16 protein-coding genes are annotated in these 14,525 nt (G+C 43.0%); all 16 read right to left on the minus strand.

The annotated features are described in order from the left end of the window. Positions 1-148 precede the first annotated feature (148 nt). The 16 genes from trxB to QUF07_RS10915 all read right to left on the minus strand — a co-directional run bounded on the left by trxB (position 149) and on the right by QUF07_RS10915 (position 14,229). Positions 149-1,093 (minus strand): thioredoxin-disulfide reductase, encoded by a 945-nt coding sequence (gene trxB / locus QUF07_RS10840; protein ID WP_217163455.1) that lies wholly within the window; start codon positions 1,091-1,093, stop codon positions 149-151. A 74-nt stretch (positions 1,094-1,167) separates the two neighbouring features. Next, positions 1,168-2,070 carry a UTP--glucose-1-phosphate uridylyltransferase GalU gene (gene galU / locus QUF07_RS10845; RefSeq protein ID WP_056981109.1) on the minus strand — a complete coding sequence of 301 codons (903 nt, stop codon included), beginning with the start codon at positions 2,068-2,070 and terminating at the stop codon, positions 1,168-1,170. Between the two features lie 32 nt (positions 2,071-2,102). Further along, entirely contained in the window at positions 2,103-3,119 is a 1,017-nt protein-coding gene (locus QUF07_RS10850; RefSeq protein ID WP_217163457.1) for an NAD(P)H-dependent glycerol-3-phosphate dehydrogenase, read from the minus strand. Beyond that, positions 3,112-3,972, minus strand: coding sequence for a prolipoprotein diacylglyceryl transferase (gene lgt / locus QUF07_RS10855; protein WP_218043472.1), 861 nt, complete (start codon positions 3,970-3,972; stop codon positions 3,112-3,114). The genes QUF07_RS10850 and lgt overlap by 8 nt, the downstream gene beginning before the upstream one ends. Before the next feature lie 8 nt (positions 3,973-3,980). After that, complete coding sequence (gene hprK, locus QUF07_RS10860; protein ID WP_217163459.1) at positions 3,981-5,009, minus strand: HPr(Ser) kinase/phosphatase; 1,029 nt, start codon at positions 5,007-5,009, stop codon at positions 3,981-3,983. A 55-nt stretch (positions 5,010-5,064) separates the two neighbouring features. Further along, entirely contained in the window at positions 5,065-5,412 is a 348-nt protein-coding gene (locus tag QUF07_RS10865; protein WP_217163461.1) for a phage holin family protein, read from the minus strand. 2 nt (positions 5,413-5,414) lie between these two features. Further along, complete coding sequence (locus tag QUF07_RS10870; RefSeq protein ID WP_217163463.1) at positions 5,415-5,738, minus strand: PspC domain-containing protein; 324 nt, start codon at positions 5,736-5,738, stop codon at positions 5,415-5,417. A gap of 87 nt (positions 5,739-5,825) precedes the next feature. Next, positions 5,826-6,482 (minus strand): phosphate signaling complex protein PhoU, encoded by a 657-nt coding sequence (phoU, locus tag QUF07_RS10875; protein ID WP_217163465.1) that lies wholly within the window; start codon positions 6,480-6,482, stop codon positions 5,826-5,828. A gap of 11 nt (positions 6,483-6,493) precedes the next feature. Further along, entirely contained in the window at positions 6,494-7,252 is a 759-nt protein-coding gene (gene pstB / locus QUF07_RS10880; protein WP_289427427.1) for a phosphate ABC transporter ATP-binding protein PstB, read from the minus strand. A gap of 12 nt (positions 7,253-7,264) precedes the next feature. Then, a complete protein-coding gene (gene pstB / locus QUF07_RS10885) occupies positions 7,265-8,071 on the minus strand; it encodes a phosphate ABC transporter ATP-binding protein PstB (RefSeq protein WP_054746752.1) in 807 nt (268 codons plus the stop codon). 16 nt (positions 8,072-8,087) lie between these two features. Further along, positions 8,088-8,978, minus strand: coding sequence for a phosphate ABC transporter permease PstA (gene pstA / locus QUF07_RS10890; protein WP_217341985.1), 891 nt, complete (start codon positions 8,976-8,978; stop codon positions 8,088-8,090). Continuing rightward, on the minus strand, positions 8,975-9,904 hold the full coding sequence (gene pstC / locus QUF07_RS10895) for a phosphate ABC transporter permease subunit PstC (RefSeq protein WP_289427428.1): 930 nt from the start codon (positions 9,902-9,904) through the stop codon (positions 8,975-8,977). The genes pstA and pstC overlap by 4 nt, the downstream gene beginning before the upstream one ends. 2 nt (positions 9,905-9,906) lie before the next feature. After that, entirely contained in the window at positions 9,907-10,791 is an 885-nt protein-coding gene (locus tag QUF07_RS10900) for a phosphate ABC transporter substrate-binding protein PstS family protein (protein ID WP_217341984.1), read from the minus strand. 172 nt (positions 10,792-10,963) lie between these two features. Then, positions 10,964-12,367 (minus strand): sensor histidine kinase, encoded by a 1,404-nt coding sequence (locus QUF07_RS10905; protein ID WP_249778448.1) that lies wholly within the window; start codon positions 12,365-12,367, stop codon positions 10,964-10,966. Further along, positions 12,333-13,058, minus strand: a complete 726-nt coding sequence (locus tag QUF07_RS10910) for a response regulator transcription factor (protein WP_289427429.1) — start codon at positions 13,056-13,058, stop codon at positions 12,333-12,335. Before QUF07_RS10910 ends, QUF07_RS10905 begins: the two co-directional genes overlap by 35 nt. Before the next feature lie 10 nt (positions 13,059-13,068). Further along, the gene (locus tag QUF07_RS10915; RefSeq protein WP_217163476.1) at positions 13,069-14,229 is read right to left on the minus strand and encodes a PDZ domain-containing protein; all 1,161 of its coding nucleotides are present in this window, start codon (positions 14,227-14,229) and stop codon (positions 13,069-13,071) included. Positions 14,230-14,525: the final 296 nt, after the last annotated feature.

Raw genomic sequence — 14,525 nt, forward strand, 5'->3', positions numbered from 1 at the left:
GCCGATAAGCTATCGACTCCGTGCCGCCTAGGAAAGACAAGCAAATATTTACTTTAACTTTTGGGGTACACCTCAATCCAACCTCTTTATTCTCACTATTCATATTACATCAACCGCTATTAAAAGCGAATGATTTGGTTTGATAAAATTAAACTTGAGCTTTATTGCTTGAACGATGAGCCTCAATATACTTAAAGGCTTGTTGGCCGGCAATCCCGCCCTCACCGACAGCAGTTGCAATTTGGCGAAGTTCTTTTTCACGAACATCTCCAATCGCATAGACACCAGGGATTGAAGTCTCCATTTGGTCATCAGTTTTAATCCAGCCATCGGCGTCGGTAATCTTCAAACTCTTGAAGGGTTCAGTCATTGGCAGTAAGCCAACGTAGATAAACACTCCTGACGTTTCAATGGTAGAATCTTCATCAGTCTGATTGTTATGAACCTTGACAGCAGTGACTTTTGTATCATCACCAACGACCTCAGTCACGTTAGTATTCCAAACAAAATCAATTTTGTCGTTGGCAAATGCCCGATCCTGAATCACTTGCTGAGCGCGCAATTGATCACGGCGATGGATCACAGTGACATGATCAACAATCCCTGCAAGATAGGAAGCTTCTTCGATTGCAGAATCGCCACCACCTACAACCACAACGTGCTTATTCTTAAAGAAGGCACCATCACATACAGCACAGTACGAAACACCCTTGCCGCCATATTCTTTTTCGCCAGGAATACCGAGTTTCTTGTACTCAGAGCCAGTTGCAATAATCACAACTTTAGCTTCCAATTCATCGCTCTCAGTTTTAATGACCTTGGTGTCACCATGGTCTTCAATTGACTGCACAGCACCATAAACATATTCAGCTCCAAAATTGATCGAACTGTCATACATATTTTGAGCAAGGTCAGGTCCCATGATTGATTTAAAGCCGGGATAGTTTTCGATTGAAGCAGTATTGTTCATTTGGCCACCGTAAATTCCACGATCAATCATCGCAACGGATAGATTGGCCCGGGATGCGTAGAGGGCAGCCGTCATCCCACCGGGGCCGGCGCCGATAATAACGACATCATATTGTTTTGCCATTTAAATCCTCCTTTGTTGAAACATTGATACTCACGAAGTTAAAGTTACTATGAATTAGTAAGTCTGTCCAGCAATTAGCTCTTACTTGGCTTATCTTCGTCAGCAAGTTGTTTACCAAGATCTTTGAGATAAGCTCGCAAGCCATCCGCAATTTCCGGATGCCTAAGGCCAAAGATAATGTTGGTTTTGAGCCAACTTAATTTGTTACCCGTATCAAAGCGGCTACCCATAAATTCATGAGCAAAAACCCGCTGTGTCTGGTTCAATTCATCAATTGCTGAGGTCAGTTGGATTTCACCAGAGTCATCTGGTTTAGCGTGTTCCAAAATCCCAAAAATTTCAGGAGTCAACAAGTACCGGCCAATAATGGCCAAGTCACTTGGAGCCTTTTCTGGAGAGGGTTTTTCAACGAATTTCTTAACGTTAAATAATCCTGGGCGAACTTCTTCAGACGGATCAATCACGCCATATTTTGAAATATCTTTATGGGCAACCCGCTTAACCGCCAAAGTAGAAGCGCCAGTCTCCTGGAAACTGTTCATAAGTTGCTTTGTCAATGGGACTTTGTCTTCCATCACATCATCACCCAGCATGACCACAAACGGCTCATTGCTGATGAAGCTGCGGGCAGTGTAAATGGCATCCCCTAATCCTCTTGGATGAGACTGGCGGATGAAGTAAATATTCATATCGTTAGTCTTGCGAATAGTCTCCAAAATTTGGTTCTTATGGCGTTCTTCCAAATTCATTTCCAATTCGGGGTTGGAATCAAAATGGTCTTCAATTGACCGTTTCCCTTTGCCAATCACGATGACAATATCTTTAATGCCTGATTTTTTGGCTTCCTCAACGATAAATTGAATGGTTGGGGTGTCCACAATTGGTAACATTTCTTTTGGTAGTGCCTTGGTTTCGGGTAAAAAACGGGTTCCAAGTCCTGCTGCCGGAATGACTGCTTTGGTTACTTTTCTCTGCATTTTATCTGTCTCCCTTTCTTACCAATCAAAAATTATTCGATTTCTGAACGCCCTTCACGGGTCATCAATTGATTAATGGTTTCTTTGATGTCAGCACCATCGTATAGCACATGGTAAATCGCACTTGTGATTGGCATGTCAACACCCCGTTGCTTAGATAGTTCATAAGCAGCCCGGGTTGTGGCAATTCCTTCAATCACCATGCCCATGTTCTTAACCACTTCATCAAGGGACTTACCTTGACCCAGTTCATTACCAGCCCGCCAATTTCGTGAATTACGACTGGTAGCCGTCACAATAATATCACCAACTCCGGATAGCCCAATGAAGGTCAATGGGTTGGCTCCAAATGAAGTCCCAAGACGAGAAATTTCTGCCAAGCCTCGGGTCATCAGAGCCGCTTTGGCGTTATCTTTATAACCGAGGCCATACAAGGCACCAGCGCCCAGCGCAATAATGTTCTTCAATGCAGCACCGGTTTCAACCCCGATCACGTCATCACTTGTATAAATTCGGAAGTAATTATTCATGAACAATCCCTGAATATCTTTGGCCGCCTTTTGATTATCACTGGCAACGGTCACTAAGGTGATGTCTTTTCTCACAACATCTTCAGCCTGACTCGGTCCCGAAATGACAGAAATTGACTTCCGATTTTTAGGATCAATTTCTTGTGAAAGGACTTGTGATAACCGGAGATAAGTTTTCTCTTCAATCCCCTTAGACGCATGAATGATGTTCACGTATTGATCCCGATCGGCCAAGATTTTGGCAACCTGTTTGGCTACTGATCGGGTGACCTGAGTTGGCACAACAAACAGTATGTAATCAACCCCGTCAATTGCTTCTGCCAAATTGTTGTAAGCAATAATGGAATCAGAAAAGGTGAAGTCTTTAATATACTTGGAATTTGTGTGATCTGTGTTGAATTCTTTGACCTGATCAGGATTGTATGACCATAGTTTGACATCCGAGCCATTTTCATCCAGCAAGTTGGCCAACACGCTGCCCCATGATCCGGCACCGAGTACTGCAATTTTTTTAGACATTATTTTTCTCCTTTATTGGCGTTGTTTTACTTCTGAGGTTTGTCCCCTCTAAATACCAGGGATTCACCTGATTCCTCCGGCGATAAACAATTAAGGCAATTGCCCCGAAGAAAAGAATAATTGACAAAATTTGTGACACCCGCAAATTAAACAGCATCAAGCTATCTGTCCGCATTCCTTCGACGAAGAATCTACCGAACGAATACCACATCACGTAGGTAAGAAATACCTCTCCTTGTTTGAACAAGTGAGGGTTGTGCCGCAATGTCATCAAAACGCAAAATCCTAGCAGGCTCCAAATTGATTCATACAAAAAGGTTGGTTGACGGTACGCACCTCCAATATTCATTTGAGTAATAATGAAATCTGGTAGATGTAATGCCTGCAAATAATGCAGGGTGGTCACTTTTCCGAACGCTTCTTGATTCATAAAATTGCCCCAGCGACCAATTGATTGCGCCAGAATCACGGTTGGAGCGGCAACATCAAGCATCAACCAAACTGGAATAAAGCGGTTGCGACAAAACCAGATAACCACGATCATTGCCCCAATCAGCGAGCCATAAATGGCAATTCCACCGTCCCAAATCTTGATAATTTCACCGGGATTGGCTTGGTAATACGGCCACTGAAAGATGACATAATATAACCTGGCACAAATCAAGGCTGCCGGCAGCGCCCATAAAATCATATCATAAATATCATCGGGATTGATACCACGTTTCCTACCCTCGGTAACGGCGAGGTAAACCGCTAAAATGACACCACTGGCAATAATGATTCCATACCAGTGAACTTCAATTGGCCCTAAATTAAAAGCAATTGGGTTGAGAGCCAAAGCCTTAAAATTCAACACTACATCTATCTCCCACTATCGTCGCTTTTTTTTGGATCTTCGCCAATCAGGCCTTTATTCTTTTCGGCAAGATTTTTTTCTTCTTTTTTATGCGTGGCGTCAGCCTTGCTGTTGACTTTGATCAAGTTATTCAAATTGCGATCAAAGGTTTCAGTGGCATCGTACCCCATGCTTTGCGCTCTAAAGTTCATTGCGGCCGCTTCAATAATGATTGCAAGGTTCCGACCAGTTCGAACCGGAATTGTAATCTTGGGCACATCAACGTCAAAAATATGAACGTTTTGGGTTCCGTTACCTAAGCGATCAAACTTTGCTTCCTTAGAGTAATTCGCCAAGTGAATGATCAACGAAACATTGGTCTGACTTCTAACCGCACCGGTCCCAAACAGGGTCATGACATCGATAATCCCAATCCCACGAATTTCAAGCAAATGCCGCAGAATGGCCGGCGCAGTTCCAACCAAGGTTTGTTCATTTTGCTGGTACACTTCAACTCGGTCATCTGCGATCAAACGATGTCCTCGTTTCACCAGCTCCAAGGCAGTTTCACTCTTACCAATCCCGCTGTCTCCAGTGATCATGATTCCTAATCCGTAAACGTCCACGAGAACGCCATGGATCGACTTACGTTCTGCCAACTTATCTTCCAAATAGTTGGTCATGTTACTCAAGACCCGAGAAGTCGTTAATTTGGAACCTAAGACTGGAATATGCTCTTTCTTAGCAGCTTCTAGTAATTCTTCAGGTGGATCCAATTGAGTCGACACAACAAATGCCGGAGTCTGCGGTTGACACATCTGCTGCATGACATCCAGCAGCGCTTCATGAGTCATCCCTTTTGAGTAGGAGATTTCAGTAATTCCAAGTAATTGAATTCGTTTTGCAGGATAATAATTAAAAAATCCGGTTAATTCCAAGCCTGGTCGAGAAATATCACTTGTTGAGATCGTTCGCTCATCCAAATATTCCTTGCCATAATACACATCCAGCCTGGCATTTTCAACCAAATCGGCAACGCTCACACTATCGGCCAAATTTATCACTCCTTAATAATCACTATAATTTTAGCACGTAGACGCCATTTAGTCTTTAAGGCCGGCGAAAATATTGGGCAATAATGGTGCTGATCACAGACATCAGGATTGCCACCAGCATTGCCATCCAAAATGACGAAAACCGAAAGCCGGCACCAACAATTGCCGAGGTCATTTCCAGCATCAAACCATTGATCACAATGGAAAACAGCCCAAGGGTTAAAAAGTTAATTGGAAGTGATAAAATAGTAATAATTGGCCTTACCACCCAATTTAAGACTGCCAGGACAAGCGCGGCGATGACTGCTATCCCAACACTGGAAACATAAAAATTAGCCGGGAAAAAACCACTCAAGGCGACAAACACTAATGTGTCTACCAAAACCATTGTTAAAAATCTCACTGTCAGCCTCTTTTCTGATGATCATCAACATTTTTCTCTTCAACATCATGGATTACTTTTCGTGATTTGCGGGAGGTCCCATCAGTCGACACACCAGACCGAAACTGATTCATGAATGAGTCGCCGGTTCCATCGCTCGGGATAATCGCAATCATGACAATGTACGACAAGATTGTCAGCAGGTTGATGCCTGGTGTAAAAGCTAATACAATAAATAAAATTCTAACCAAGCTTGAGTTCCAGCCAAAATATTCCGAAATTCCGCCGAGCACACCCGAAATGACTCGGTCTGTCGATGAGCGAGTTAATTTTTTACCTGTCTTCATAAGGTTACCTCCAGTCAAATAATTCTAACTTAAGACTATCTAAAAAAGGCACTGCAATCAAGTCTGCAGTGCAAAAAACAACCATTCTTAATTTAATTCAATAATTTTACCAGTTGCTAGATAAACCGTCCACTCGCAAATGTTTGTACTATAATCGCTGATTCGACCAAGGTCTTTAGCGACATTTAAGTAAATGATCGCCGAATTCACAATATCAGGGTGCTTGGCCATTGCTTGATAGCTGGGAGCAGCGATATCGTTATACAATTGATCAATCCTTTTATCGAACAATTGAGCGGTCTGCTTAGCCTTCTTTTCGTCGGCCTCGCCATATGAATCTATCGACTCGTTGTATTGCTGACTGACTTCTTTGGTCATGGTCGCAATAATCGATTCAACCTCAGGAATTCGCTCCTCACCCTTAATATCGAGCGTTGATCTGGCAATATTTCGGGCATGGTCACCTGCCCGCTCCAAATCGGTCACTGCCTTTAAGATCCCGACAACTTCTCTTAAATCGCCGGTCACTGGTTGATACAAAGCAATCATTTCAAAGGAACGTTTTTCAATATGGATCTGGAGATGGTTAATCTCATGGTCATTGGTAACCACCGTTTCAGCAGCTTTGGTATCGTGATCAATAAATGACTGTCCAGCGTTGGCAACCGCCTGGCTCACCAATGCCCCCAATTTCATAAAATCTGCTTTTAAAGTAATAATCTCTTCGTCAAAAACTTTCCCCATGGGCGTCTCTCCTATCCAAATCGTCCGCTGACGTAATCTTCTGTTTGCTTGTCATCGGGATTCACAAACATTTTGGTTGTATCATCATATTCAACGACCCGACCTTCCATGAAGAACGCAGTCTTGTCCGAAATTCGGGAAGCCTGCTGCAGGTTATGGGTCACAATAATAATAGTATAATCCTTTTTTAGTTCCAAAAGGGTATTTTCAATTTTAGCACTGGAAATTGGATCCAATGCACTGGTTGGCTCATCCATTAAAATAACAGAAGGTGATACCGCCAAAACTCTTGCGATACAGATTCTCTGCTGTTGCCCACCAGAAAACGAGAGGGCGTTGTCGTATAAATTATCTTTAACTTCGTCCCAAACAGCTGCCTGCTTGAGACTTCGTTCAACAATGGCGTCCAACTTCTGCTTGTCACGAATACCGGCGATCCGCAGGCCATAAGTAATATTATCATACACCGAAAATGGAAACGGGTTGGGTTGTTGAAACACCATTCCAATCGACTTTCTCAATTCTACCAAATTAACTTGTGAAGAATAAATATCTTGATCGTGAAAAGTGACTTTGCCGTCAATTTTAACCCCATCGATCATGTCATTCATTCGGTTGAGACAGCGAAGAAAGGTCGATTTTCCACAACCCGATGGCCCAATTAACGCTGAAATCTTATGTTCATCAAAGCCAAGGCTAATCCCATGGAGGGCTTGGAAGTCTCCATAGAACAAATCAAGATCAGTCGCTGAAAGAATTGGTTCTGTCATTACTGGCCCCTCCTATCCAAAGTTTCCTGATACATAATCGTCGGTCAATTCAATCTTAGGTCTGGTAAAGATTTTCCGAGTTTTATTATACTCAATTGCTTCACCTAAATTAAAGAATACCGTGTAATCGCTCAACCGGGCAGCCTGTTGCATGTTATGGGTGACGATAATAATCGTGTAGTCTTTTTTCAACTCACGCAAGGTCTGTTCAAGTTGTTGAGTAGAAACGGGGTCAAGGGCGCTGGCCGGCTCATCCAACAATAAAACGTCCGGTTCAACTGCCAAAGCCCTTGCAATACAAACTCGCTGGGCTTGCCCACCTGAAAGTGATTGCGCACTTTTATGCAGGTTATCTTTTACCTGATCCCAAACAGCCGCCTGCTTCAACGTCTTTTCAACAACTTCATCAAGAACCCGTTTATCATGAACGCCACGGCGTTCTAGTGCAAAGGTAATGTTGCCGTAAATTGATTTGGCAAACGGATTCGGCCGTTGAAATACCATCCCAATCCGTCGTCTGACTTCGTATACGTCAATCTTGGGTTGGTTAATGTCGACTCCCTGATAAAGGATTTGTCCCTTAACGGTCGCAATGTCATCGTTCATTCGATTCAACGACCGCAAATAGGTGGATTTCCCAGAACCAGACGGGCCAATCAGTGCGGTGATCGTATTTTTCTGAAACTGAATGTCGGCGTTGTGCATGGCAAGGCTTTTGCCATAATAAACCTCCAGATTTTTCGTCTGCATTGTAATCTCAGTTTCTTCTGGATTGAAATGATAAATAAATCGGTCGGACTTGTTTTTCGTATTTAACATTGGCTCATCTCCCGCCTTAATTCATGGATGTCATCTTTTCGAATATCTTTCGGCCGATATATCTGGCTGATAAGTTAAATATAAGAATTGCCAGTACCAATACCGCCGCAGATCCAGATGACACCTGAGTAAGATCCGGCATGATCCCCTCAGAATTAATCTTCCAAATGTGAACGGCTAAGGTTTCGGCTGGTCTTAATGGGCTTAAGGGACTATCGATGTTAAATGGATTCCAGTCACCGAAATTAAGAGCTGGAGCACTTTGACCGGCAGTATAAATCAAAGCAGCCGCTTCACCAAATACCCGTCCCGAACAAAGAATCACGCCACTAATAATCCCAGGAAGCGCTGCAGGAACAACAATATGCACAATTGTTTCGTACTTGGATAATCCCAGCCCCAAGCCACCTTGTCGTTGATCATCGGAAACGCTCGCTAATGATTCCTCAATATTTCGAGTAAGTAGTGGCAGGTTGAAAATTGTAAGTGTCAGGGCCCCCGAGATAATCGAGAAACCATAATTGAATTGAACGACAAATAGTAAGAAGCCGAACAGCCCCACTACTACAGATGGGAGCGAACTGAGAATTTCAATTGCAGTCCGAATCATTGAGGTAAACCAATTATCTTTGGCGTATTCACTTAGATAAATCGAAGCACCCAGAGCAATTGGCAGTGAAATGATCATCGCTAAGATTAATAGATAAATAGAGTTAAAGAGTTGAACCCCAATTCCCCCACCAGCTGTAAATGCTTTGGCGGGTGATGTCAAAAATTTCCAACTGACATTTGGCAAGCCGGTGATGAAGATATACCCAATCAAGAACGCGAGGATTAATACCACCAAAGCGGCAATTAACCTCAATAGTAAGATTGCAATCTGACTTTGTTTTTGAGTTCGATTCATTTCTTAAACGCTCCTCTCCGGCCGATAAAGTGAACCATCAGGTTAAACAGCAGCGACATGATCAGCAGTACCAACGCCAAGGACCACAACGCATCATTTTGAAGGGATCCCATAACGGTATTACCCATCCCAGCTGTTAGCACGGAAGTTAACGTGGAAGCGGGTGATACCAAGTTATGTGGCATCAAGGCCGCATTTCCAATGACCATTTGAACGGCCAAAGCTTCACCGAACGCCCGGGCCATCCCAAAAACAATCGCCGTCAGGATGCCAGGGGTGGCTGCTCGAAGAACAACTTTCCAAATTGTTTGCCACTTGGTTGCTCCAAGGGCGAGTGATGCCTGTCGGTAATACTTGGGCACTGCTTTTAATGAATCAACTGTCATGGAGACAATTGTTGGCAGGATCATCACAAACAGGACGAAGGTCCCGGACAGGATCCCAAAACCACTGCCGCCAAACGTATTTCTGACAAACGGCACAACGACGGATAGGCCGATGAATCCATAAACAACGGAGGGAATCCCGACCAATAGTTCAGTTACTGGTTGAAGAATTTTAGCCCCACGCTTGGGTGAAATTTCAGTCATGTAAACCGCGGTTCCAATCGCAAAAGGAGTTGAAACAATTGCAGCCAAAATGGTTACGAGAAATGATCCCACAATCATTGGTAACGCCCCAACTGCTTGTTGACCACTAGGCGTTTTAGTTCCCGGATTCCAGATAACACCGGTAAAAAAGTCTTTGAAGCTGATATTGTCTCTAAAGAATATCGACAGCCCTTTGGTTGCAATGAAGATGATAATGCCAAGGACAATAGCCATGATCAAAAGCAGTGCCGAGAGACTGAGCAAATGGCCGAACCGTTCATAGCGCGCGGTTTTTGATTTTTTCATTAACTGCTTAGCTAATTTTTGATCTTGCATTGTCATTCCCCCGATCCCTTGGAAACTTTACCCTGCCAAGTTCGTTGGTACTGCATATCCTTAACAGAGATGTAGCCAAGCTTATTGAACAAGGTCGTTTGGATATGATTATTTTTAAGATACTGTAAGAATTTTTTAGTGAGTCCCGTTGGTGCTCCCTGGGTATAAATGTGCTCGTATGACCAAATCTTCCATCGATTATGCATGACGTTACTTTCAGTTGGCCGAATGCCGTCAATGCTGACGGGTTGAACAGATTTGTTCACATAACCAAATGAAACATAACTAATTGCACCAGGGGTTGACGAAACAATCTGGCGCACGGTCCCAGAAGAATCCTGTTCCTGAGCAACCGCGCTTTCATGACCCTTAAGACCATATTTTTCAAAAGTGACTCGGGTGCCACTTCCCTGTGAGCGATTAATAAGGGTAATCGGAATGTGAGGGCCACCCAATTGATACCAGTTGGTAATCCTGCCAGTAAAGATGGCGATAAGCTGATGAGTGGTTAGATTCTTTATATGCACATTGTCATTGACAATCGGCGTCACCCCAACGACAGCAATCTTATGGTCAACTAGCCCTTTCGGGTTGATACCTTCTTTTTCTTGCGCGAACAAATCTGAATTTCCCATCTGAACTGCTCCGGATTCAATTTGACTGAGGCCGGTTCCAGACCCACCACCTTGGACATTAATAAAAATGCCCGCGTGTTCTGCAGAATATTCTTCACTGGCGGCCTCAACTAAGGGTTGAAGAGCAGTCGAACCAACTGCCGTGATTGATTGCTGATTAGTGGCCGTTTTACTTCTGGCTTCGTAAGCGCCAAATCCCGCAATCACCACAACAATCACAATGATCCATTTTACCAACGTTCGTCTTCGCATTCCAATACCTCCTGGTAAGATCTCCAAATATCATTGTATTAAATCAATGTAAATATTTGACCAGTCGAATGTAAAGATTGTGTAAAAGGAACATGGGGTAACGGTTGTTTGTCGAGGCAGACAAAAAGATTCAGCCTTCAGTAAGCTGAATCTCGGTAAATAGTTTGTAAAATTATTTAGTTGCCTCATCATCTTCAGTGACAATCGGAAGCTCAATCGTAAAGGTCGAGCCAACCCCACGTTGACTTTTGACGTCAATCCGCCCACCGACGGCATCTACCAACTCTTTCACAATTGAAAGGCCCAGACCGGTTCCACTCACTTTCTGTTTCGTTCTGGAATCATCGGCGCGATAAAAGCGTTCAAACAACCTGGAAATATCTTTTTGGGCAATTCCAATCCCAGTATCAGCCACTTGAAGTTGCCAGAAACTATCGTTAGCCGAATAATCAATATTAATTTCCCCGCCTGGCCGATTGTATTTAATCGCATTACTGACTAAATTGCGCAGGATCCGGGTTAACATGTTTGAATCAGCAGTTACCCGGACCCCATCGTCAACATTGTTCTTAATGGTGACGTGTTGCCCAGCAGCCATCGATTTGTAGGAGGTTAATTCCGAATCAATAAATGCCTGTAAATTGAGAACTTTATAATCGTAATTGTTTCCATTTTGAATATGGGAAATGGTCAGCACATCCTGAACCAATGACGCCAGTTGTTCACTTTGCTGATCAATAATTTTCAAAAATTCAACCAGACTCTTTTTGTCATTCATTGCCCCATCGAGTAACGTCTTGGTAAATCCGGAAATTGCGGTAATCGGGGTCTTCAGTTCGTGACTGGCATTTCGGAGAAAGTCAATTTGCATCTGTTTAACGTTGATGAGGTCGGAAATGTCGTAAATAATGACTAAGACATGGAAGTCATTTTCCAGTTGGTTATACAAAATGCTGGTATCCCAAGTAACGGACGTGTCACTCACGTTCCGAACTTCAGTTTGACGAGACTTGTGGCTCTCAAAGACGTCGTCAATCAAGGACAACAACTCGTAATTACGGATGTCCTGCGTGTATGGATGCACTTGAGTGAGCACATTTTTTCCAAGCATGGTCGCCATCTTATGATTCGAAAAAATCACGTCATGGGTAGAATCAATCACCATGATTCCCACTGGCAGACTGGATAGGATGGTAATTAACTCAGTGTTACTGTTCTCGATACTTTTACTCTCATCCTGCTGGCGGGATTGAAGTTCATTTAATTGATCGGCCAAGCCTTTATAGGGATTACTCGGTTCAACAAATAGTGGCGCAGCAGGTTGATGATTGACAATGCTAGTTGTCATGGATTCAAGCTGCTGTAAAATTTTAACATGCTGATGGTACCGAGTGGCAACTGAGGCTAAAACACCGACTATCACAGCCATCACAATCAGGCTGAACACCACTAGATCACGATCATTCTTCGAAGCAGCATAAAAGAGCATGACCAAAACGGCAATGCTCAAAATTAAAATCGTTAAAATTTGGCGAAAAATCTTATTCAGCGTCATCATCCCCAGTTGAGAACTCATATCCAAAACCGCGAACAGTCTTCAAATATTTAGGGGACTTGGGATCAGGCTCAATTTTTTCACGCAAATGAGCAATCTGAATGTCCACCATCCGGCTCTGACCACTATAATCAAAGCCCCAGACGCCTTGAAGCAGTTGGTCACGACTCAGAACTTGATTCTCGTGGCCGACCAAATATTGCATCAATTCAAATTCTTTGGGCGTTAATTTGAGATTCTTATCATTCACACTCACCCGATATTTTTTATGATCAATTGTAAATGGACCAGTGGTTTCAACATCCCCACTTGGTTTTCCGGCTGGTTGATTATTAGCAGGAGCAGATTTCTCGTATCGGCGGAGCACGGCATTAATTCGGGCAATGACTTCCCGTGGACTAAATGGTTTGGGAATGTAATCGTCTGCTCCCATTTCAAGGCCAAATACCTTGTCAAACTCGGTATCCTTGGCTGTTAATAAGATAACAGGCGTATCATTTCGGTCCATTCGTAACTGCTTAAGCACTTGTTCGCCGCTCATTTCTGGCAGCATCAAGTCAAGCAAGACAATGTCAAAAGTCCCATGTTCTGCCATCGAAAGGGCATCAACACCATTTGTAGCGCTCTCAACCTCAAAATTTGCCTGCTTCAAATTATATTCAAGCAAGGTTACGATTGCTGGCTCATCATCAACCACCAAAACTTTTTTCACGATAGTCCTCCTACTTTACGACCTGGGAATATGTTTTGACCCCAATTTCATGGGGTGAATTCTTGAAGATTGCTGATTCTGTAATTTTAAGCTGATCATTGCGGTCCCGGACTTTGAATCGGCAGTACGTCGAATTCGTGGACAAGGCCCGATAAAACTCATCCTCATTATTCACTGTGATATTGTTAACCGACAAGATCACATCACCAAGTTTAAGATCCATTTTTGCAGCAGGGGTGCCTGGCTGGATGCCAATGACCCGAATGCCATCCATCACTTCGCTGTATTCAAAGTCAACTTGATGATCCTGATGCTTTGCAATCCCAATTATAAGATAATAGCCTAGCAGCAAAATTGCAACAGCGGGTGCGATGACCACTTGGTAAAAAATCCCAGCAATGGTCAGAAGGATCCCCACCAAACTTAAAACGAGTATTCGCTTGCTTAACTTAACGAAGAATTCGCGCGGCACGCTCTTTCTAACGGTTAACTTTAACCCAATCAACATTGGTAAAATCAAAAATGCATATGAATGACCGTTGATTTGGAAGAATGGTAAGAATGAAAATCGACTGGTAAACCAATCTCCAGGGACTAACAATAGGAAAGGAAAGATGGTTAATTCGTTGAATTTGTATATGGCAACTTTGGTATTCCGCTTATTGCGAGCGATAGTCGGCGAATCAAATTTACCAGCGTTCATCCCTATAAAGGCACTTGTCAATAACAAAGCCACAACCGTTAAAATCAGAAAATTAATGGAGTTTACCGGCCGTATACTGAATCCAAAACGGCTCATCATGTTTTCAAGGGGCTGCAACTGAGAAATCGTTGGGACGTACGTCACGAGTAACCCAACTAAGGATACGATCGTGATTGAAAGGATCTGTCCAGGAATGAATAACAGACAAACCAGACTGATCAGTTCATACATCATGGCCCAAGTGATCGAAACGCTTAAAAAACCGCCTAACACAATCGATGCCAGAATCCCAAACAGAAGACCGCTTCGAACAAAATGCCGCCCTTCATAGAAGTCTTCATAAATAGCAGAACTAAAAAGACTTCGTTCCCGCTTAACCCGCCTGTTATGTATCAAATAGGCACGGATCACCCCAATCCATAGTGCCGGTTGTAAAATGTAAAATGCAATTGCAATTATTATTTTCATTATGTTTAGGCCCTCATCAATGTTATACAGCTAGTATATCATTGATCTATCCTTGAATAAAAGCCGTAATCAAAATAGACAGCTAGTGATATTTGAAAAGAGGCACTAACATTAGTCGACAAATTATTTATCGATACAAGTGAGCTTAGTCGTTTTGATATTGTAAGGGCTTGCTATCAATGGCTAATTCCAGCTATTAAGCAAAAACGGCAATGCATTTCAAAAGGTTCTACAATATCTGTTGTTGGTAATAGATTTTATCTATTACTGATGACAGATTTTTTGTTTCTCGTTAG

The organism is Lentilactobacillus sp. TOM.63, assembly GCF_030361045.1.
In the GTDB taxonomy this organism is placed as follows: domain Bacteria; phylum Bacillota; class Bacilli; order Lactobacillales; family Lactobacillaceae; genus Lentilactobacillus; species Lentilactobacillus dabitei.